At 74.5% G+C, this 20,431-nt stretch carries 14 protein-coding genes; 4 read left to right on the top strand and 10 right to left on the bottom strand.

Annotated features, from left to right (window positions below; all coding sequences use genetic code 11):
* Nucleotides 1–52 precede the first annotated feature (52 nt).
* Nucleotides 53–1,036, top strand: a complete 984-nt coding sequence (locus QK442_RS03415) for a LuxR family transcriptional regulator (protein ID WP_282692267.1) — start codon at nucleotides 53–55, stop codon at nucleotides 1,034–1,036.
* Between the two features lie 9 nt (nucleotides 1,037–1,045).
* On the opposite strand, the gene QK442_RS03410 is transcribed toward QK442_RS03415, so the two are convergent.
* From QK442_RS03410 to QK442_RS03375, 8 genes are all read right to left on the bottom strand, one after another.
* Complete coding sequence (locus tag QK442_RS03410) at nucleotides 1,046–3,070, bottom strand: prolyl oligopeptidase family serine peptidase (RefSeq protein ID WP_282692266.1); 2,025 nt, start codon at nucleotides 3,068–3,070, stop codon at nucleotides 1,046–1,048.
* Nucleotides 3,071–3,124: 54 nt separating this feature from the next.
* The gene (locus QK442_RS03405; RefSeq protein ID WP_282692265.1) at nucleotides 3,125–4,816 is read right to left on the bottom strand and encodes a serine/threonine-protein kinase; all 1,692 of its coding nucleotides are present in this window, start codon (nucleotides 4,814–4,816) and stop codon (nucleotides 3,125–3,127) included.
* Nucleotides 4,817–4,895: 79 nt separating this feature from the next.
* Nucleotides 4,896–6,620, bottom strand: coding sequence for an acyl-CoA dehydrogenase family protein (locus QK442_RS03400; RefSeq protein ID WP_282692264.1), 1,725 nt, complete (start codon nucleotides 6,618–6,620; stop codon nucleotides 4,896–4,898).
* Nucleotides 6,621–6,656: 36 nt separating this feature from the next.
* Nucleotides 6,657–7,217 (bottom strand): PadR family transcriptional regulator, encoded by a 561-nt coding sequence (locus QK442_RS03395; protein ID WP_282692263.1) that lies wholly within the window; start codon nucleotides 7,215–7,217, stop codon nucleotides 6,657–6,659.
* An 86-nt stretch (nucleotides 7,218–7,303) separates the two neighbouring features.
* Nucleotides 7,304–8,140 carry a DUF2785 domain-containing protein gene (locus QK442_RS03390; protein WP_282692262.1) on the bottom strand — a complete coding sequence of 279 codons (837 nt, stop codon included), beginning with the start codon at nucleotides 8,138–8,140 and terminating at the stop codon, nucleotides 7,304–7,306.
* Between the two features lie 75 nt (nucleotides 8,141–8,215).
* Complete coding sequence (locus QK442_RS03385) at nucleotides 8,216–9,277, bottom strand: ABC transporter ATP-binding protein (protein ID WP_282692261.1); 1,062 nt, start codon at nucleotides 9,275–9,277, stop codon at nucleotides 8,216–8,218.
* Nucleotides 9,274–10,863: an iron ABC transporter permease gene (locus QK442_RS03380; RefSeq protein WP_282692260.1), complete on the bottom strand. Its 1,590-nt coding sequence runs from the start codon at nucleotides 10,861–10,863 to the stop codon at nucleotides 9,274–9,276. The genes QK442_RS03385 and QK442_RS03380 overlap by 4 nt, the downstream gene beginning before the upstream one ends.
* 1 nt (nucleotide 10,864) lies before the next feature.
* A complete protein-coding gene (locus QK442_RS03375; protein WP_282692259.1) occupies nucleotides 10,865–11,884 on the bottom strand; it encodes an iron ABC transporter substrate-binding protein in 1,020 nt (339 codons plus the stop codon).
* Between the two features lie 207 nt (nucleotides 11,885–12,091).
* On the opposite strand from QK442_RS03375, the gene QK442_RS03370 reads away from it, so the two are divergent.
* On the top strand, nucleotides 12,092–14,665 hold the full coding sequence (locus QK442_RS03370; RefSeq protein WP_282692258.1) for an AMP-binding protein: 2,574 nt from the start codon (nucleotides 12,092–12,094) through the stop codon (nucleotides 14,663–14,665).
* Here the strand turns inward: QK442_RS03370 and QK442_RS03365 are convergent.
* Together QK442_RS03365 and QK442_RS03360 are read right to left on the bottom strand one after the other, a co-directional pair.
* A complete protein-coding gene (locus QK442_RS03365; RefSeq protein ID WP_282692257.1) occupies nucleotides 14,650–15,309 on the bottom strand; it encodes a response regulator transcription factor in 660 nt (219 codons plus the stop codon). The two genes, QK442_RS03370 and QK442_RS03365, sit on opposite strands and share 16 nt — an antisense overlap.
* Nucleotides 15,282–16,583: a sensor histidine kinase gene (locus tag QK442_RS03360; RefSeq protein ID WP_282692256.1), complete on the bottom strand. Its 1,302-nt coding sequence runs from the start codon at nucleotides 16,581–16,583 to the stop codon at nucleotides 15,282–15,284. Before QK442_RS03360 ends, QK442_RS03365 begins: the two co-directional genes overlap by 28 nt.
* Nucleotides 16,584–16,773: 190 nt before the next feature.
* Here QK442_RS03360 and QK442_RS03355 point away from each other — a divergent pair, with 190 nt between their 5' ends.
* Both QK442_RS03355 and QK442_RS03350 read left to right on the top strand, forming a co-directional pair.
* Nucleotides 16,774–17,511: an ABC transporter ATP-binding protein gene (locus tag QK442_RS03355; RefSeq protein ID WP_282692255.1), complete on the top strand. Its 738-nt coding sequence runs from the start codon at nucleotides 16,774–16,776 to the stop codon at nucleotides 17,509–17,511.
* Nucleotides 17,505–19,961, top strand: coding sequence for an ABC transporter permease (locus tag QK442_RS03350; RefSeq protein WP_282692254.1), 2,457 nt, complete (start codon nucleotides 17,505–17,507; stop codon nucleotides 19,959–19,961). The genes QK442_RS03355 and QK442_RS03350 overlap by 7 nt, the downstream gene beginning before the upstream one ends.
* The last annotated feature ends 470 nt before the right edge of the window (nucleotides 19,962–20,431 follow it).

The raw sequence follows: 20,431 nt of genomic DNA, 5'->3' as shown, positions 1-20,431 counted from the left end.
CCAGTGGCACGGATCGGACACCGGGGGCCCGGACCGCGCTCAGAATGGGGCCATGGCGAACGCGAAACTGGGCGAGGCGCTGCGGCTCCTGGGCCTCGGCGAGGCGGCGGCGCGGGTCTACCACGCGCTCCTGGAGCGGGCCCCGGCGCCGCTGGAGGTCGTCGGGGAGGCCGCCGGGCTCGACGGGCCCGCGCTGGCGGAGGCGTACGGGGAGCTGGTCGACGCCGGTCTGGCGAGCCCGGCGGTGGACGGGGGCGACACGGTGGCGCCGGTGCCGCCGGCGGCGGGCCTGGAGATCCTGGGCCGGCACCGGGCGGCCGAGCTGGACGAGTCGCGGATCACGGTGGGCGGCGCCTTCGAGGCGTTCCGGCGGCAGCGGCTCGCCGCGTCCGACGCCGACCTGGTGGAGGTGGTGACCGGGGAGGCGATCGGGCCCCGGATGCGGCAGGCGTGGGCGAGCGCCCGGCAGCAGATCCGGCAGCTGGACTCGCCGCCGTACTTCCCGATTCCCGGCGCCACCGGGGACGCGCTCGCCACCCTCGCCCGGGGCGTCACCCAGCGGGTGGTCTACTCGCGGGCCTCGCTGGAGCTGCCGGGAAACCTGGAGGAGGCGATCGAGCCGGCGATCGCGGCGGGCGAGCAGGCGCGGGTGCTGCCGTCCGTCCCGGTCAAGCTGGTGATCATCGACGACGCGTACGCGATGGTGTCCCTGTCGATCAGGGAGGCCGACGTGCACCACACGATGCTGGTGGTGCAGCCGTGCGGACTGCTCTCGGCCCTTGTGGCGCTCTTCGAGCAGTCCTGGCGGGACGCGCTGCCCTTCCACGGCCGCACCGCGCTCCCGGGCGGCCTCCGGCCGGCCGACCGGAGGCTCCTCTGGCTGCTGGCCGGGGGCGCGGCGGACGAGGTGATCGCCCGGGAGATCGGCGTCAGCCGCCGCACCCTCTTCCGCCGGATCCAGGTCCTGATGGCCCGCCTGGGGGCGGCCAACCGTTTCCAGCTGGCGCTCCAGGCCCAGCGGCACGGCTGGCTCTGAGCCCCGGCCTCAGGAACCCAGGTGCTTGCGCAGGAAGGTGTACATCAGGGCCTTGTTCCGGGCGGCCTGCGCGTTGTCGCTGGCGCCCGCGTGACCGCCGCCGGTGTTCTCGTGGAAGAGCACCGGGTGGCCGAGCTCGCGCAGCCGCGCAGCCGCCTTGCGGGCGTGGCCCGGGTGGACCCGGTCGTCGCGGGTGGAGGTGGTGAGCAGCACCGGCGGGTAGGGGGCGTCGGCGGTGAGCCGGTGGTACGGGGAGAGGTCCCGCAGGTGCGGCAGGTCGGCCTCGTCCTCGGGGTCGCCGTACTCGGCGATCCAGGAGGCGCCGGCGAGCAGCTTGTGGAAGCGGACCATGTCGAGCAGCGGCACCTGGCAGACGATCGCGCCGAACAGCTCCGGGTAGCGGGTGAGCATGGCGCCCATGAGGAGGCCGCCGTTGCTGCCGCCGGCGGCGCCGAGCATCGCCGGGGTGGTGATGCCGCGGGCGACGAGGTCCCGGGCGACGGCGGCGAAGTCCTCGAAGGCCCGGTGGCGGTGGGCGCCGAGCGCGGCCTGGTGCCAGTCGGGGCCGTACTCGCCGCCGCCGCGGATGTTGGCGATGACGTACGTGCCGCCGGTCTCCAGCCAGCCGCGGCCGGTGAGCGCCGCGTACGAGGGGGTGAGGGAGACCTCGAAGCCGCCGTAGCCGTAGAGCAGGGTGGGGCCGGGGGCCGCGCCCTCGGACCGGTCGGGGCCGATGACGAAGTACGGGACGCGGGTGCCGTCGTCGGAGGTGGCGAAGGCCTGCTCGACGGCGAGTCCGGCGGTGTCGAAGCGGGCCGGCGCCTGGCGCAGGATCTCGCTGTCGCCGCCGATGGTGCCGCGGGTGAGGGTGGAGGGCTGGAGGAAGCCGGAGACGTCGAGGAAGTACTCGTCGGAGACGTCCGGGTCGGTGTCGGTGACGGCGACCGCCGACAGCGGGGGCACGTCGGCGAGCGGGGCGCGCGACCAGCCGCCCTCCGCGCGCGGGGTCAGCACCTCGATGCGGGTGCTGACGTCCCGCATGGTCTCCAGGATCAGGTGGTGCCGGGTCCAGGAGTGTCCGGCGAGCGCGGTCCGCTCGTCGGGGGTGAAGAGCGCCTCCGCGGTGCGGTCGCCGGCCAGGAAGGCGTCGAAGTCGAAGGCGAGGAGGGCTCCGGCTGGGTGGCCGAGCCAGGGCGACTTGAGGGTGACGATCAGGTGCCGGCGGTGGGCGTAGACCTCGGCGTCCTCCGGCACCTCGATGCGGACGAGGGTGCCGTCGGCGGTGAGGAGGTGGGTCTCGCTGCGGAAGAAGTCGAGGGAGCGGCCGACGAAGTCGCGCTCGTGGCCGGGGGTGGCGTCGTGCCAGGCCCAGGCGGAGACGTCGGCGGCCTCGCCCTCGAAGACGGTGACGGCCGTGTCGAGCGGGGTGCCGCGCCGCCAGCGGCGGACCGTGCGGGGGTAGCCGGCGTCGGTGAGGGAGCCGGGGCCGTGGTCGGTGCCGACGAAGACGGTGTCCTCGTCGATCCAGCCGATGCTGGTCTTGGCCTCGGGCACGGTGAAGCCGTCCTCGACGAAGGCGCGGGTTCCGAGGTCGAACTCGCGGACCACGACGGCGTCGCCGCCGTCCCGGGAGAGGCAGACCAGCGCCCGGTCGTGGACGGGCCGCCGGACCCGGGCGCCGGCCCACACCCACTTCTCGCCCTCGGCGTCGGCGAGCGCGTCCACGTCGAGCAGCGTCTCCCACTCCGGGGCGTCCTTGCGGTACTGCTCCAGGGTGGTGCGCCGCCACACGCCCCGCACGTGCTCGGCGTCCTGCCAGAAGTTGTAGAGGTACGGGCCTCGGCGGGCGGTGTACGGGATGCGGTCGACGGCGTCGAGCACCTCGCGCAGCCGCTCGGCGAAGGCGTCGAAGCCGGGGCCGGCGGCGAGCTCGGCCTCCGTCTCGGCGTTCCGCTCGGCCACCCAGGCGAGGGCCTCCTCGCCGTCGACGTCTTCCAGCCACAGGTACGGGTCGTCATGGTTCACGCGGGCCATTGTCCCCGGTGCCCTGTGAGGGTGTCCCGGCGGTGGTGTCCTGCCGATGGTGCCTCAGTCGGCGGTCACCTTGTGCACCACCCTGCCGTCGGCGTCGACGGCGAGGTAGCCCACCGCGCCGTACTCGTTGGTGCGGTAGACGCGGAGGGTGGGGCGGTCCTCGTTGAAGGACCAGCGGTCGACGATGACGTACCGCAGGTTCGGGTTCTCGACCTTGAGCTCGCGGTCGGCGCGCTTCATCAGGGTGGGCAGGTCGTCCCAGGGCAGGCGGGTGACGTCGAAGGGCTGGTCGTCGGGGCGGGAGGAGCTGATGGTGCCGCCGACGCCCTGCTTGCCGACCTTGCCGTCCCGGTACTGGTACCGGTCGTAGGTCTTGGCGCCCGGCTTCGTGGGGATCCCGGCGAAGGCGTACGCGTCGTAGATGTACAGCTCCTTGAAGGTGGTCGTGCCGGTCGCCTCCCGGAAGGCGGCGATGACGGCGCGGGTGTTGTCGGGGGTGAGGAGGGAGCCGGTGACGGCGGGGGGCGCGGAGGACTCGGCGGGAGTGGGGGCGGTGGTGGACCCGGGGGTGCGGGAGGCGGTGGTGCCGCCCTTCGCGTCCGGTGTCCTGTCGCCGGCGCCCTCGGTGCCCTCTCCGCCGAGGGGGAGGAAGCGGAAGCCGAGGGCGACGAGGCCGGCGGCGAGGACGGTGCCGGCCACGGCGGTCGTGAGCCGGCGGCGCCGGGCGGGGGCGGCGGTGGCGCGGCCCGCCGCGACCGTCGGCGGCGGGACGGGCGGCTGGTAGACGGGGTGGGCGTACGGGTACGGCCCCGGGGCCGGGGTGGGGGGCGGGGTCGGCGGGCCGAAGCCCTGGGGTGCGGCGTCGGCGGGGGTGGCGCGCGGGTCGGGAGCGCCGGCGGGGGCGCCCTGCGCCTCGGCGAGGAGGCGGTCGAGCTCGGCGCCGTCCGGGCGCTGGGCCGGGTCGCGGACGAGGAGCCGGGTGAGGACGGGCGCGAGGGCGCCGGAGCGGACCGGCGGCGGGATCGGGTCGTCGAGGACGGCGACGACGGTGGCGAGGCTGGTGGCGCGGCGCAGCGGGTGGTGGCCCTCGGTCGCCACGTACAGGAGCATGCCGAGGGACCACAGGTCGGAGGCCGGGTTGCCCTCCTCGCCGCGCACCCGCTCGGGGGCGATGAACTCGGCCGAGCCGATGAGGTCGCCGGAGGCGGTGAGCCGGGAGGTGGCCTCGTCGAGGACGGCGATGCCGAAGTCGGTGAGGACGGCGCCGCCTTCGGCGCGCAGCAGCACGTTGGCGGGCTTCACGTCGCGGTGCTGGATGCCGGCGGCGTGGGCGGCGCGCAGGGCGCCGAGGATCTGCCGGCCGAGGGTGATCGCCTCGGGGACGGGCAGCGGTCCCGCGGCGAGCCGGTCGGCGACGGAACTGCCCTCGACCAGTTCCATGACGATCCACGGGGCCGAGCCGTCGGCGGGTTCGACGATGTGGTGGACGGTGACGACGTGCGGGTGGGAGAGGCGGGCGAGTGCGCGGGCCTCGCGGACGGCCCGGGCGCGCAGTTGGGCGGTGAGGCCGGGGTTGGCCGCCTCGACGGCGGGGTCGGGCGGGCGGACCTCCTTGAGGGCGACGTCCCGGTCGAGGGCGATGTCCCGGGCCCGCCAGACGGTGCCCATGCCGCCGCTGCCGAGCCGGGAGACCAGCCGGAACCGTCCGTCGACGAGGGGTCTGCCGTCGTCGTCACTCGTGCTCATGGGCGGTCATCGTAGGCGGTGGGGACGACAGTCGGAGGACCGGGCGGCGCACCGGAGCGCGCCGCCCGGTCCCGCGGGGTCAGGGCTTCATCTCGTACGCGCCGGAGAGGGCTTCGACGCGGGCCCAGACGCGGGCGGTGCGGGCCTCGTCGACGACGGGGCGGCGGACCGCGCCGAGCGCCCAGGCCTGCTGCTGCTCGGTGGCCGAGTCCTTGCCGTGGAGTTCGACGGCGTAACCGGAGAAGTCGCGGACGAGGACGGCGAAGAGCTCGTCGAGGACGTCGTCGTCGAGGCCGGTGAGGGCGGCCTGTTCGAGGACGAGCTGGGCGTGGACGACGAGCGCGAAGAGCTGGCCGACGGCGAGGAGCAGGTCGAGGTCGCGGCTCTGGGCCTCGTCGGGGGCGGCGGTGCGGACGAAGTCGCAGAGGGTGTCGGCCTGTTCGCGGAAGCGGACGACGTTCGGGAGCCGGTCGTACGCGTCGAAGGCGGGCCGCCAGTCGTGGAAACGGACGGAGCCGAGGCCGCGGGCGGGGCCCTGGCGGAAGAGGAAGGTGTCGTCGGCGGCGTCGAGGCGGGTGGGGACGGGCGGGTGGTCGACGGGGTCCAGGAGGTGGTTGCGGAGGAACTTGAGGATCAGGGCGAGGTTGACGTGGACCGTGCCCTCCAGCTTCGGCAGGCCGCGGATCTCGACGGCGGCCTGGGCGAAGTAGTTGTCCTTCTCGAAGCCCTTGGCGGCGATGACGTCCCACATGAGGTCGATGACCTTCTCGCCCTCGGTGGTCACCTTCATCTTCGTCATGGGGTTGAAGAGGAGGTAGCGGCGGTCGTCGGGCCCGGCGGTGCGGAAGTAGTCGACGGCGCGGTCGCTGAAGAGCTTCATGCCGGCCAGGCGGACGTAGGCGTCGGTGAGTTCGCGGCGCACGTGCGGGAAGGCGGTGACGGGGCGGCCGTAGAGGATGCGGTTCTGCGCGTGGGTGACGGCCTCGTACATCGCGTGCTCGCAGATGCCGATGGAGGCGGTGCAGAGGTTGAACTTGCCGACGTTGACGGTGTTGAGGGCGGCGTCGAAGGCGGCGCGGCCGGTGTGCAGGACGTCCTCTGCGGTGACGGGGTAGTCCTCCAGGCGGAACTCGCTGACGAACTTGGAGGAGTCGACGACGTTCTTGACGAGGTGGTAGGCGGGGTGGCGGCTGTCGGCGGCGAAGAAGACGTAGCCGTCGGGGCCCTCGACGTCGGTGCGGCGGCCGAAGACGGAGACGAGGCCGGCGGCGTTGCCGTTGCCGATGTAGTACTTGGAGCCGGTGGCCCGGAAGCCTCCCTCGCCGTCGGGGGTGAGGAGCATGTCGGTGGAGTAGATGTCGGCGCCGTGCGCCTTCTCGGAGAGGCCGAAGGCGAACACCTCGCCCTGGTCGAGGAGTTCGGCGGCGCGGGCGCGGGCGGCGGCGTTGTCGCTCTGCCAGACCGGGCCGAGGCCGAGGATGGTGACCTGCCAGGCGTACCAGTAGTCGAGGCCGTAGAAGCCGAGGATCTCGTTGAGGGCGGCGATGCGGGCGGTGTCCCAGCGCTTGTCGCCGCCGTCGGTCCCGGCCTCGCCGGCGGGGGTCAGGAAGGTGGCGAAGAGCCCTTCCTTCGCGGCGAATTCGAGGAAGTCGGCGAGCCAGGCGCGGGTGCGGTAGTCCGCGATGATCCGGCGCTTGCCGCGCTCCTCGAACCAGTCGACGGTGGCGCGCAGCAGCCTGCGGGTCTCGGGGTCGAAGTGCGCGGGGTCGTAGGTGCGCGGGTTGAAGAGGAGCGGGTCGGCCATGGAGGGTTGCCGCCTTTCGGTGGGTGGGTGCGAGGGTCAGTTCCCGGCGCGGAACCGGTGGAGGGTGGCGAGGACGTCGTCGAGCCAGGCGATCATCATGCGTTCGTACGCGATGCCGCCGCGCAGCACGACGTGCTGCAACTCCCGCTCGGCGTCGGGCGGTCCGTCGGCGGCGGGTGCCGGCGGGAAGTCCCGTTCCTCGCCCGCGAGGTAGTGGGCGAGCCGGGCGGTGTGCGCCTGCCGGTGCCGCTCGACCTCGTGGATCAGACCGGCGGGGTCGTCGAAGGCGGCGCCCCGGATCTTCACGGCGAGGTCGTGCCGGACGCTCTCGGGTTCGATCGGCTCGTGCAGCCAGGAGCTGAGCGCCGCGTGTCCGAGGTCGGCGACGGAGTACTCCTTCTTGTCCGGCCGGCCCTGCTGGGGCACCTCCCGGGCGGCCACCCAGCCGTCGTTCTCCATCCGCTTGAGCACGCGGTAGATCTGCTGGTGGGTGGCGGTCCAGAAGTAGCCGATGGACCGCTCGAAGCGCCGGGCCAGCTCGTATCCGGAGCCCGGTTTCTCCAGCAGGGACACGAGGATCGCGTGTTCGAGCGCCATGCCCCCGATCCTGCTATGCAACTGGTTGCATAGCAAGGTGGGCACCCGGGGGTGAGACGCGCCTCACCCCCGGGCCCCCGTTCCCCTCAGGCTGCCTGGAACACCGGGGCGAGCACCTCCACGAGGCGCCGCTTCAGCGCCTCGGCGTGCGGCGGCCGTACGGGGGCGGGGGCGCCGGTCCTCGGTCGTACGCCGGTGTCGGCGAGGAGGTACAGCATCCGCAGGGTGCGCATGGCGTTGGAGGTGTGCGCCGCCGTGGTGGGGACGCCGGGCGGGCGTCCGGCGGCGAAGTCCGCCTCGACCGGGTCGAGCCAGCGCAGGGCCTCGGCCTCGGTCAGCTCCGGCCGGGTCAGGGTGCGGGCGATGCCCTGGGCGAGCCGGTCGTCCTCCTGCTGCGCGAAGAGCAGGTCGGTGGGGGCGGTGAGACGGTCCGCCGCGAGCGCGAGCATCCCGTTCGGGTCGACGCCGGGATGGAGCCCGAAGGCGCCGAGCAGGTCGGCGCCGTGCGCGACGGCGTGCAGCCAGCCGAGCCTGGGATCGTACCCGCGCAGGTCCGTCTCGGCCGGGTACCACCGCCGGAAGGCGGCGAGCCAGCCGGGGTCGAGGTCGCCCCGGCCGACGATCATGTCGAGCACGAGCGGGGCGAAGGTGCGCGCCTGGATCTCGGGGTCGCCGAACCGCTCGGCCATCACCGCGCCCAGCCGGGCGCGCAGCGGCCGGTCGATCACGTCCCGCTCGATCCAGGTCCGCAGCACCACGTACGGCTCGCCGTCCCGGATCGCCGGATCGGGGTGCCGCAGGGCCTCGGCCAGTTCGTCGGTGAGCGCCGGGAGTTCGGCGGCCGCGGGTGCGGGGCAGTCGTTCGCGTAGAGGTGCTGCCAGCGGGCCGCGTCGACCGGCGGCCTCTTGTCGTTCTTCGTCACCCCGTCACCCTCGGGGAGGGCCCCCGCCCCGGCAACCGATTATCGAACGGCCGGCCGGACCGGGGGCCTTCGGGCTCACGCCGGGGTGCGGTGCACGGTGGCCTCGCCGGTCAGGCTGATGCCGACCTTGCGGCCGAGGCCGACCTCCAGGGGGCTCGGGGTGCGGATGTCGACCGGCTGGTCGAGCCCTTCGACGTCCACGGTGACCAGGGCGTCGTGGCCGAAGAAGCGGATGTCGGTCACGACGCCTCCGGCGTCCGCCGACTCCGGGTCGGCGAGCCGGAGCTGCTCGGGGCGGAGGACCACGACGCCGTCGCGCACCCCGGCGGGGGCGGCGACGAGCGGCACCCGGCCGAGGCGGGTGGTAGCGACGCCCTCGTCCACGGTGCCGGGCACGAGGACCGCGTCGCCCACGAAGGAGGCGAGCCAGGGGTCCGCGGGCCGGTGGTAGAGCTCCTCGGGGGTGGCGCACTGGGCGACGCGGCCCGCGCGGAGCACGGCGACGAGGTCGGCGGTGGACAGGGCCTCCTGCTGGTCGTGGGTGACGAGCAGACCGGTCGCGCCGCTCTCCCGGAGCACGCCGCGCACCTCGGCCCTGACCGTGCCGCGCAGCGCGCTGTCGAGGGCGCTGAACGGTTCGTCGAGGAGCACGAGGTGGGGTTCGGGGGCGAGCGCCCTGGCGAGGGCCACGCGCTGCTGCTGGCCGCCGGACAGCTCGTGCGGCATGCGGTCGCCGTATCCGGCGAGGCCGACCAGGTCCAGCATCTCCCCCACGCGGGCGCGCCGGGCGGCCCGGTCGCGGCCGGTCAGCCCGAAGGCGATGTTGCGGGCCACGCTGAGGTGCGGGAAGAGGGCGCCTTCCTGCGGGACGATGCCGATGCGGCGGCGCTCGGGCGGCAGGTGCGTGCCGGGGCCGCCGAGCAGCCGGCCGGCGACGGTGACGCTGCCCGCGTCGGCCTTCAGGAAGCCGGCGATGACCCGCAGCAGGGTGGTCTTGCCGCAGCCGGACGGGCCGAGGACGGCGGCGAGGGCGCCGCCGGGGACGGTGAGGTCGAGCCCGTCGAGGACCGGCGCCCCCGGCCCGTACGCCTTGACGACCTGGCGGACATCGAGCTCGTTCGTGCCCTTGCCTGTCATGTGCGGTGCCTTCCGAGGAGGTACGAGGGGACGGCGGCCAGGAGGATCAGCGCGGCCGCGTAGGGGGCGGCGGCGGCGAACGATCCGCTGCCGGTCTCCGTCCACAGCCGGGTGGCGAGGGTGTCCATGCCGGTGGGGCGCAGGAGCAGGGTGGCGGGGAGTTCCTTCATGCAGACGACGAAGGTGAGGGCGGCCCCCGCCGCGATGCCGGGCGCGGCGAGCGGCACGGTGACCTCGCGCAGGACGCCGAACGGGCCGCGGCCGAGGGAGCGGGCCACGTCGTCGAGGACGGGCGGCGCCTGGAGGACGGCGGCCCGGATGGCGCCGACCGCGACGGGGAGGAAGAGCACCGCGTACGCGCACAGCAGCAGCGGGGTCTCCTGGTAGAGCGGGCGGGCGTAGCGCACGGCGAAGAAGACGAGCGCGAGCGCGACGGTGATGCCGGGGACGGCGTGGCCCGCGTACGCGGCCTGTTCGAGGAGGCCGGCGAGGCGGCCTCGGTGCCGGGCGGCGATGACGCCGACGGGCAGCGCGAGCAGCACGGTGAGCGCGGCTCCGCCGGCGGCGACGCCGAGGGTGGCGAGCGCGGTGCTCGTGAGGGTGGCCGGGTCCCAGGTGGCGGAGGAGCCGACTGCCAGCCAGTAGCCGAGGGTGGCGAGCGGGAAGCCGACGGCCGCGGCGACGACCGTCCCGCACCAGGCGAGGGCGAGCGGCTTCAGCCGGCCGAGGGCGGCGGGGACGGCCTTCCGGGCGGTGCCCGTTCCGGTGCGGGCGTAGTCGGCGCGGCCGCGGGTGCGGGTCTCGGCGGTGACGAGCAGCACGGTCATGACGACGAGCACGGCGCCGAGGGCGGCGGCCGGGGTGCGGTCGAAGCTGGCCTGGTAGGAGACGTAGATGCCGCGGGTGAAGGTGTCGTACCGCATGAGCGAGACGGCGCCGAAGTCGGAGAGCACGTACAGCGCGACGAGGAGTCCGCCGCCGGCCGCGGCGGGGCGCAGCTGGGGCAGGGTGACGCGCAGGAAGGTGCGCAGCGGGCCGTGGCCGAGGGAGCGGGCCACCTCCTCGTGTCCGGGGTCGATGCCGCGCAGGGCGGCGGCGACGGGGAGGTACACGTAGGGGAAGCTCGCCAGGGTCAGGGCGATCGCCGAGCCGGTGAAGCCGGCGAGGGAGGGGGCGGCGGACAGCCAGGCGAAGGCGGTGACGTAGCTGGGCACCGCCAGCGGCAGGGTGACGAGGACGGACCAGGCGCGGGCGCCGGGCAGCGCGGTGCGCGCGGTCAGCCAGGCGAGGGAGACGCCGATGAGCAGGCAGGCGGCGACGACCGCGGCGGTGAGGCCGAGGCTGCGCAGCAGGAGTTCGCCGGTGCGGGGAGCGGCGATGACGTCCCAGGCGAAGGCGGGGCCGCGTTCGAGGGCGCGTACGCCGAGGTAGCCGAGCGGCAGCACGGCGAGGACGGCCGCGAGGGCGGCGGGCACGATCAGGATCCACGGCGGCCGGCCGGTGGCACGCGCCCGCCCGGCGGGTGCCTGAGCACCTGCCGGGCGGGGGTCGTGACGGGCCGGGGCGGAACGCTCCGGTGCGGTCATGTCAGACCAGTCCGACGTCCTGGAGCATGGCCAGGGTCTGCTTGAGGGAGTCGAGCCTGCCGAGGTCGATCTTCGGCGGCTGCAGGGTCTCCAGCGGGGGGACGCCCTCGGCGGGCTTCACTCCGGCGGCCAGCGGGTACTCCTTCGTCTCCTCGGCGAAGTAGCTCTGGGCCTCGGCGGAGAGGAAGTAGTCGACGGCCTTCCGGGCGAACGCGGCCTGCTTGTCGTCGGCGCCCTTGAGGACACCGACGCCGGCGACGTTGACCAGGCCTCCGGGGTCGCCCTGGGGCAGGTAGTGGAGCTTGGCCTTGAGCTTGTCCGCGCCCTTCTCGGCGGCCTGCTCGTACCAGTAGTAGTGGTTGATCAGGCCGAGCGGGACCTCGCCCTTGTCGACGGCCTCCAGGACCTTGAGGTTGTTGTCGTACGACTTGGGCTCGTTGGCCTTGAGGCCCTTGAGCCAGGTGCGGGTGGCCTCGTCGCCCTCCAGGACGCGCATGCCGGTGACGAAGGCCTGGAAGGAGGCGTTGGTCGGGACGAAGCCGATCCTGCCCTTCCACTCGGGCTTCACCAGCTCGTGGACGCTGTTCGGGGGCGTGGCCACCTGGTCGGGGTGGTAAGCGAGGACGCGGACGCGGCCGCTGGTGCCGACCCAGTCGCCGGCCGAGCTGCGGTAGGCCGCGTCGACCTTGTCGAGGGTGGCCTGCGGGAGCGGGGCGAGGCGCTGCTCCTTGGAGAGCGCGCCGAGGGCGCCGGCGTCCTGGGAGAGGAAGAGTCCCGCCTCGGTCTTGTCGCCCTCTTCGAGGAGCTGGGCGGAGAGTTCGGCACTGGCGCCGTAGCGGACCTCGACGCGGGCGTCGAGGTGCTTCTCCAGCTTCTCGATGAGCGGCTTCACGAGGTTCTCGTTGCGGCCGGAGTAGATGACGAGGTCGGCCGGCTCGTCACTGCCGCAGGCGGAGAGCAGGGGGCCGAGCAGAGCGGCCGCGGCGAGTGCGGTGAGGGTGCGGGCCAAGGGGCGGCGCATACGGGTGGGGCCTTCCTGCCGTCATCTGTCGACTGGTGTCGCCGTGTCGGACGAACCTGATGTCAAACAAACCTGTGAATACGGTATTGATAAGGTAAACCTAACCTAATGGTCAAGTCAGGCTTCGATAACGGCGGGGTCGCGAACCGGTATCCGGAACCCCACCCCCCTCTTTCCGATGAGGAAAGGCTTACCTAGCATGCGCCCGTGACGCTCCTCCCCGCCCCGCCCGTCGGCGGCCACGCCCTCCCGCTCGCCCGTGACCTCGCGCTGCACGGCGACCGCACCGCCGTCGTGACCGCCGACGGCGCGCTCTCGTACCGTGCGCTGGCCGGGCGCGTCGAGGACGCCGCACGGCGGCTCGGCCCGGAGCGGCGGCTCGTCCTGCTGCCGGGAGCCAACAGCCTCGGCGCGCTCGTCGTCCACCTGGCGGCGCTGTCGGCCGGCCACGTGGTGCTGCTCGTGCCCGGCGACCACCCGGAGGCGGTCGCCGGGCTCACCGCCGCGTACGACCCCGATGTCGTCGTCCACCCCGAGGAGGACGGGGAGTGGCGGTTCGAGGAGCGGCACCCCGGCTCCTCCCACACCCTCCACCCCGACCTCGCGCTCCTGCTCAGCACCTCGGGCTCCACCGGCTCCCCCAAGCTGGTCCGGCTCTCGTACGAGAACCTCCAGGCCAACGCCGAGTCGATCGCCGCGTACCTCGGCATCCGCGACACCGACCGCGCCGCCACCACCCTGCCGATGCACTACTGCTACGGCCTGTCCGTGATCCACAGCCATCTGCTGCGCGGCGCCGGGGTCGTCCTGACCGGCCTGTCGGTGGCGGACGCCTGCTTCTGGGAGCTCTTCCGGACGGCCGGCTGCACGGCGCTGGCCGGCGTCCCGTACACCTTCGACCTCCTCGACCGGGTCGGCTTCGCCGACATGGACCTCCCCCGCCTGCGGTACGTCACCCAGGCCGGCGGCCGGCTCGCGCCCGAGCGGGTCGCGCGCTACGCCGGGCTCGGACAGCGGCGCGGCTGGGACCTGTTCGTGATGTACGGCCAGACCGAGGCGACCGCGCGCATGGCGTACCTGCCGCCCGCGCTGGCCGTCGCGAACCCGTCGGCGATCGGCGTCCCGGTCCCCGGCGGCTCCTTCCGCCTGGAGCCGGCCGAGGAGGCGCCCGAGGCCGACGGTGTCGGTGAACTCGTCTACACGGGCCCGAACGTGATGCTCGGCTACGCCCACTCCCCCGAGGACCTCGCCCTCGGCCGTACGGTCGACGCCCTGCGCACCGGCGACCTGGCCCGCCGCACCGGCACCGGCCTGTACGAGATAGTCGGCCGGCGCAGCCGCTTCCTCAAGATCCTCGGCCTGCGGGTCGACCCCCAGCGGATCGAGGCCCTGCTCGAACGGCACGGCCTGGACGCGCTGTGCGCGGGCGACGACGAGGGCCTCGTCCTCGCCGTCGTCCGCGAGCCGGGCTGGGACGAGCGGCGGATCCGCGGGCGCGTGGTGGAGGAGTGCGGCCTGCCCGCGCGCGCCGTCCACGTCCACCTGCTGCCCGAACTCCCCCGGCTCCCCACCGGAAAGCCCGACTACCAGGCCGTACGCGCACTGGCGGTCCCGACCGGCGGCTCCGGACAGGAGGACGGGGACGGGGACGACCTGTGCGCGCTCTACGCCCGGATCCTGGACCGCACGGACGTGACGCCGGACAGCTCCTTCGTCTCCCTCGGCGGCGACTCCCTGTCGTACGTCGAGATGTCCCTCCGCCTTGAACAACGCCTGGGCCGGCTGCCGCTCCACTGGCACACGGCCACGATCCGCGAACTGGAGGAACGGGAGGAGCTTCCCGAGGAGGAACGGGGCACGGCCCGCCGGTCACGGCGCCGGAGCGTGGAGACCAGCGTCCTGCTGCGTGCGGTGGCCATCGTGTGCGTCGTCGGCTCGCACATCGGCCTCTTCGAGCTCCGGGGCGGGGCCCATCTGCTGCTCGCCGTCGCAGGGTTCAACTTCGCCCGCTTCCTGCTCGCCTCGCCCGAGCGCCGCGGGCGGATACGCCGCTCGGGCCGCAGCATCGCGCGGATCGCCGTCCCCACCATGGCGTGGACCGCCTTCGCGCTCCTCATCAGCGACGACTACGACCTGTCCAACGTCCTCCTCCTGCACAACGCGCTCTGGCCGGAGGACATGGGGCCCGGGATCCACCTCTGGTTCGTCGAGGCCCTCGTCTACGTCCTGCTCGTCCTGACGGCCCTGCTCGCCGTCCCCGCGGTCCACCGCCTGGAGCTCCGCTTCCCGTACGGCCTTCCGGTCGCCCTGGTCGCGATCGGCCTGCTCACCCGCTACGAACTCGTGGGCCTGCCGGCCCGCGCCCAGATCACCGACGCGGTCACGGTCTTCTGGCTCTTCGCCCTCGGCTGGGCGGCGGCCCGGGCCCGCACCGTGCCGCACCGGCTCCTGGTGACGGCCACGGCCCTGGCCGCCGTCCCCGGCTTCTTCCCCGGCGAGCCGCGCCGGGAACTGTTCGTCATGGCGGGCTTCTGCCTCCTCGTGTGGTTCCCCACCCTCCCCAGCGTCCGCCGCGTCAACCAGGCGGCCGGCCTGCTCGCGGGAGCGTCGCTCTCCATCTACCTGACGCACTGGCAGGTCTACCCCCTCTTCGACGACTTCTCGAAGCACCTGGCCCTCGCGGTCTCCCTGGTCTTCGGCGTCGGCTACGGCGCGGCCGTCACCTGGCTCGTCCAGCGCGCCTCCGCCGTCCGCGGGGGCGCCGCTCAGGCCCGCAGGTAGGCGAGGACCGCCAGGACGCGGCGGTGGGTCTCGTCCGTGGGAGGCAGGTCCAGCTTGGTGAGGATGCTGCCGATGTGCTTGCCGACGGCGGCGTCGGACACCACCAGGGCGCGGGCGATCGCGCCGTTCGACCTGCCTTCGGCGATCAGCGCGAGGACCTCCCGCTCGCGCGGGGTGAGCCGCTCCAGGGGATCCCGGCGGCGGCGCAGCAGTTGACGGACGACCTCGGGGTCGACGACGGTGCCGCCGTCCGCGACCTTCCGCAGGGCGTCGACGAACTCCTCGACCTGGCCCACCCGGTCCTTCAGCAGATAACCGACGCCCGTTCCGTCACCGGAGTCCAGGAGCTCGGCGGCGTAGGCCCGCTGCACGTACTGGCTGAGGACGAGGACGGGCAGGGCGGGCCGCTTCTCGCGCAGCCGCACCGCCGCGTGCAGCCCCTCGTCCTGGAAGGACGGGGGCATGCGCACGTCCGTCACGACGATGTCCGGGACGTGCTCCTCGACCGCGGCGAGGAGCGCCGGGGCGTCCCCCACGGCCGCGACCACCTCGTGGCCGCAGCGGCCGAGGAGGCCGATGAGGCCCTCTCTCAGCAGGACGCCGTCCTCGGCCAGCACTACACGAAGCGCTCGGTCCACTCGCACGGGATCTCCACACGCAACAGGGTCGGTCCGCCGGGCGGACTGGACAGGGAGAGTCTGCCATCCAGGACCGACACCCGGTCCCCGAGTCCGGTCAGGCCGCTGCCGGTTCCGGTGCCGGCCCGGGTCTCCGCGCCGCCCCTGCCGTCGTCGCGCACCTGGAGTACCAGGCGGCCGTCCCGGTGTTCTCCGCTCACCTCGGCGCGGTGTGCCCCGCTGTGCTTCTCCACGTTGGCGAGGGCCTCGCGGACGACGAAGTACGCGGCGGACTCGACCGCCCGGGGCAGCCGTCCGGCGAGCCGCAGGTCGACGTCGACGGGGACGGTGCTGCGGTCGGCGGCGTCGGCGACGGCCGCTTCGAGGCCGTAGTCCGTGAGCACCTTGGGGTGGATGCCGTGGATGAGCTCGCGCAGTTCCGCGAGCGCCGCGCCCGCTTCCTCGTGTGCCTTGGCGAGCTGGTCGGCGAGCGGCCCCGACGGCGCGTCCAGGCGGGCCAGACCGAGCGTGAGCGAGAGGGCCACCAGGCGCTGCTGGGCGCCGTCGTGCAGATCGCGCTCGATGCGCCGCCGCTCCGTCTCGAAGGCGTCCACCAACCGGACGCGCGAGCGCGTGAGTTCCACGACCTTGGCCCCCAACCCGCCCTCGTCCGGCGCGATCAGCAGCCGGGTCAGCCCGGCCCGCGCACCCGCCACGACCCCCAGGAGGTAGCCGCCCAGAGCCAGGGCGAGCAGTCCGAGCACGGCGGCGGCGCAGGCCTCCGGCCAGCCGGTGACGGTCCACACCTTGAGCACTTTGGCCTCCTGGCCGTCGCCGACCGTGGCCATCTGGACGGGGGTCGCGACCATGGCCGCCGGGGCGAGCAGACCGACCACGACCGCGAGGGCGTCGACCGGCCACAGCAGTCCGGCGAAGAGCAGGGTGTAGCCGAGTTCCCGCCAGGTCGCCCGCTCCCTCACCCGCGTCGCCAGCCACGGCCGCAACCCCGCGGCGGAGGGCGCCCGGTGCGGGTCGGGGGCCGGGTCCCGGTCGAGCAGGCGCAGCCTGTACCGCTCCGCCCACCCCACCGGGACGCCGGCGAGGGCCACCGCGGCGAGCAGGGGAAGCCCCACCAGGACGAGGGCGAGGACGCCGCCGGCGACCACCGCGCCGAGGAGCGCGCCCAGGACGACGACGCCCGCCAGTGCGCCGGTGAGCAGATAGGCGACGGCGCGCCATGGCCACGCCGACAGCAGATAACCGGGCCTGGACATGGCCTGCCACACGTTCCGAGGGTCCATGGCCGCCACCGTAGAAGGCCCGCGCCGCCCGGTGCCATCGGTCCAGGGGGTGGACCGGGGGTATGCCTGGCCCTACCCCGGGTCTCGGTCCTGCCGCACTGCGCCGCGGCACCGTTCCGCGGTTTCGTGGAGTCACCGTCCCGCCGCCGGGTGGGGCGGGGAGGACCGACACCGAAACAGTGAGGACACGATGAACGAGGACGCGATCCGGTTGCGCTCCGTCAGCCGGGAGTACGGTTCCGGCGACGGCGCGGTGAGGGCGCTCGACCAGGTGTCGCTCTCCTTCCCCAGGGGGACCTTCACCGCCGTCATGGGCCCGTCCGGCTCGGGCAAGTCGACCCTGCTGCAGTGCGCCGCCGGGCTCGACCGCCCGACGTCGGGGTCGGTCACCGTGGGCGGGACCGAACTGACGGAGCTGAGCGAGAAGAAGCTGACCCTCCTGCGGCGCGAACGCGTCGGGTTCGTCTTCCAGGCGTTCAACCTGCTGCCGTCCCTGACCGCCGAACAGAACGTGGCGCTGCCCCTGCGGCTCGCCGGCCGGCGCCCGGCCAGGGCCCGGGTGCGCGAGGTCCTCGAACAGGTCGGGCTCGGCGGCCGGGCGGGCCACCGGCCGACGGAGCTGTCCGGCGGCCAGCAGCAGCGGGTGGCGCTCGCCCGTGCCCTGATCACCCGCCCCGACGTGCTCTTCGCCGACGAGCCGACCGGGGCGCTCGACTCGCGGACCGGCCGTGAGGTGCTGGCCCTGCTGCGCCGCATGGTCGACACCGAGGGCCAGACGGTCGTCATGGTCACACACGACCCGGTGGCCGCCTCGTACGCCGACCGGGTCGTCTTCCTCGTCGACGGACGGGTCGACGGGGAGCTCGTCGGAGCGGGCGCCGACGGCATCGCCGCGCGCATGACCGGGCTGGAGGCCGTACCGTGCTGAGCATCGCCCTGCGCACCCTGCGCACCCGCTGGACCGGCTTCGCCGGAAGTTTCGTCGCGCTCTCGCTCGGTGTCGCGCTGCTCGCCGTCATGGGCCTGGCGCTCGCCTCCTCGCCGGCCGCGCCCGACCGCGGTCCGGAGCGGTTCGCCGCCGCTCCGGTGGTGGTCAAGGGGGCGGACACCCTGCGGGTGCCCACCGCGATCGGCGAGCGGACGGGGAAGCTCGCCCATCCGCACGCGGTGCCGGCGGAGGTCGTCGCACGGCTGGAACGGCTGGGAACCGTCGTCCCCGACCGGTCGTTCGCCGTACGGGCCCAAGGCGGTCCTGGCGACCTGGTGGGCCACCCCTGGTCCACCGCCGCCTTCGCCCCGTACGAGCTCGACGCGGGGCGCGCGCCCCGCGCGGCCGACGAGGTCGTCGTCAGCGGCGACTGGGCGAAGCCGGGCGAGCGGGTCCTGACCGGTCACGGCACGGTACGCGTGGTCGGAACCGTGGCCGGGCGCGGCTTCGAGAACGCCGTGTTCCACACCGACGCACGGGCCGCCGAGCTGGCGCCGACCAGCACCCAGCTGGTCGTGGAGGCGGAGGCGGAGGCCGTACGCGCGGCGGTGCGCGGCAGCGAGGGCGTACGGGTCCTCACGGGGGACGAGCGCCGCCACGCCGACGCCGCCCCGGACCGGGACAAGGAGGCCCTGGTCGCGATGAACGCCTTGTTCGGCACGGCGGGCGGGGTCACCGCCTTCGTGTCGGTGTTCGTGGTGGCGTCCACCTTCGCGTTCTCGGTCGCCCAGCGGCGCCGGGAGTTCGGGCTGCTGCGGACGGCCGGGGCGACGCCGGGGCAGCTCCGCCGGATGGTCCTCGCCGAGGCCCTCCTGGTCGGCGTGCTCGCCTCGGCCGCCGGCTGCGTGCTCGGCGCGTACGCCGCGCCCGAACTGGCCGCCCGGGTCGTCGACGACGGCCTGGCCCCGGCCTGGTTCCGCATCGGGGACGCCACCTGGCCCTACTGGGCGGCCTTCTCCACGGGCCTGTTCGTCGCGGTGTGCGGTGCGGTGGCCGCGTCCTGGCGGGCGGGCCGCACCGGCCCCGCCCAGGCGCTGCGCGAGGCGTCCGTCGACACCCGGACGATGACCCGGGGCCGCCTGCTGTTCGGCACGGGGCTGCTGCTGACCGCCGTCGTGACCCTCGGCCTGGCTCTCCTCGGCGACCCGGGCGACCTGCTGCACCGCAAGACGTATGTGAGCCGGCCGATGCTGTCGATCGCCGCGGTCGCGCTGCTCGCGCCCGTGGTGGTGCGCCCGCTGACCCGGCTGATCGCCTGGCTTCCGGCCCGGCTGCCCGGCGCCGGAGGCATGCTGGTGCGGGAGAACGCCGCCGCCGGTGTGCGGCGCACCGCCGCGGTCGCGGCGCCCGTCCTCGTCACGGTCGCCCTCGCGGGATCGCTGCTCGGCGCCACCGCCACGCTGAACGAGGCGAAGGCCACCGAGGTGCGTGAACGGACGGCCGCCGCCTTCGTCGTCACCCCGGCGAGCGGCACGGGCTTCGACCCGGCGACCCTGCGGAGCCTGCGCGAGGTGCCCGGCACCGAGGTGTCCGCCACCGCGTCGACCGCCGTCCACGTCCTGGAGGACGGGGTGTCGCTCCACAGGAACGAGGCCCGCGCGGCGGAACCCGGCCCGCTCGCCGCCACCGTCCGCCTGCCGATCACGTCCGGGCGGGTGAGCGACCTCGACGACGACTCCGTCGTCGTCAACGAGGAGTGGCAGAACCACACCGTCGGACAGCGTGTGCGGGTGTGGCTCGGCGACGGTACGGAGAAGACGCTGCGGATCGCCGCGGTGATGGCCACCGGCACGGGCGACAACGGCGTCTACGTCACCCCGCGCAACGCCCCCGGCGCGACCGTCGACCGTGTCGACGTCGCCCTCGCGGACGGCGCCGACGCGGACGCGGTGGCCGCCGGCCTGCGGGCGGCGGTGCACGCCTCGGGCGGGCAGGTCCTCACCCGGGACCAGTGGGTGCGGGCGAACTCCCCCCGGACGCACGGGACGACCCGGACGGGCCTCCTGCTCGTCCTCGGCATCGCCCTCCTCTACACCGGCATCGCCGTGGCCAACACCATGGTCATGGCCACCTCCGAGCGGGTCCGGGACTTCGCCGTGCTGCGCCTGGCCGGGGCCACCCGGCGGCAGGTGCTGCGCCTGGTGGGTGCCGAGGCGCTGATGGTGGTGGCGGTCGGCGGAGTGCTGGGGCTCCTCGTCGCCGGCGTCAACCTGGCGGGCATGTGGAGCGCCCTGGGCCTGCTGTCGGTGCGGACCACCGTCGAGCTTCCGTGGACGGCCATCGGCCTGTCCGCGGCCACCTGCGCGGTGCTCGCCGTGGTCTCGTCCGTGGCCCCCGCCGCACTCGCCCTGCGCCGCCGGGCGGTGGAACTGGCCGGCGTACGGGAGTGATCCGCCGGGCACGATCCGCGGCGCTCGGCCGCCCGGGCGTCCCGGGGAGGGTGGTTCCGCCCTCCCCGGGACGCCCGGGTCTTGTGCCTCCGTCCGCTCCGTGCGGCCGGCCACCGTCCGGCGGGTCCGTCGCGCGGCCCCGCTCCCCCGTACGCTCACAAGCGCGGCCGTGGCGCCCGGCCGGGAACGGGTACGCCGCCTCCTCGTCCAACCGCCTGGGTCAGCGCGCGGGACGGACACGAACCACGCTTTCGCCGAGGGCCTCGGCGACCTGCTCGGCTACGCGGTACGACGTTCGCGCACCGCCACGTTCCCGCACCGCCACCAGCGCACCCGTCCGGCAGGGGGAACGGGCGGACGGCAACCGGCCCGAGCAGCGCGTCCGCGAAGGGACCGGCCGCCCCGGCAAGGGAAGACCACCGCCCCGACCGGTCAAGGCACCGTGGACGCCGTCGAGCGAAGCCGGTTGA

Source organism: Streptomyces sp. CC208A (assembly GCF_030010625.1).
Lineage (GTDB): Bacteria > Actinomycetota > Actinomycetes > Streptomycetales > Streptomycetaceae > Streptomyces.
Note: the sequence above shows the minus strand (reverse complement) of the source record. Positions and strands in the feature narration are given on the sequence as shown.

What these genes read in the sequence shown, in the direction of transcription:
- QK442_RS03410 (WP_282692266.1), bottom strand. Translation starts at nt 3,070, where the DNA reads ATGGCCCGCGTGAACCATGACGACCCGTACCTGTGGCTGGAAGACGTC.
- QK442_RS03375 (WP_282692259.1), bottom strand. Translation starts at nt 11,884, where the DNA reads ATGCGCCGCCCCTTGGCCCGCACCCTCACCGCACTCGCCGCGGCCGCT.
- QK442_RS03360 (WP_282692256.1), bottom strand. Translation starts at nt 16,583, where the DNA reads ATGGACCCTCGGAACGTGTGGCAGGCCATGTCCAGGCCCGGTTATCTG.
- QK442_RS03395 (WP_282692263.1), bottom strand. Translation starts at nt 7,217, where the DNA reads ATGGCGCTCGAACACGCGATCCTCGTGTCCCTGCTGGAGAAACCGGGC.
- QK442_RS03355 (WP_282692255.1), top strand. Translation starts at nt 16,774, where the DNA reads ATGAACGAGGACGCGATCCGGTTGCGCTCCGTCAGCCGGGAGTACGGT.
- QK442_RS03385 (WP_282692261.1), bottom strand. Translation starts at nt 9,277, where the DNA reads ATGACAGGCAAGGGCACGAACGAGCTCGATGTCCGCCAGGTCGTCAAG.
- QK442_RS03405 (WP_282692265.1), bottom strand. Translation starts at nt 4,816, where the DNA reads ATGAGCACGAGTGACGACGACGGCAGACCCCTCGTCGACGGACGGTTC.
- QK442_RS03415 (WP_282692267.1), top strand. Translation starts at nt 53, where the DNA reads ATGGCGAACGCGAAACTGGGCGAGGCGCTGCGGCTCCTGGGCCTCGGC.
- QK442_RS03400 (WP_282692264.1), bottom strand. Translation starts at nt 6,620, where the DNA reads ATGGCCGACCCGCTCCTCTTCAACCCGCGCACCTACGACCCCGCGCAC.
- QK442_RS03380 (WP_282692260.1), bottom strand. Translation starts at nt 10,863, where the DNA reads ATGACCGCACCGGAGCGTTCCGCCCCGGCCCGTCACGACCCCCGCCCG.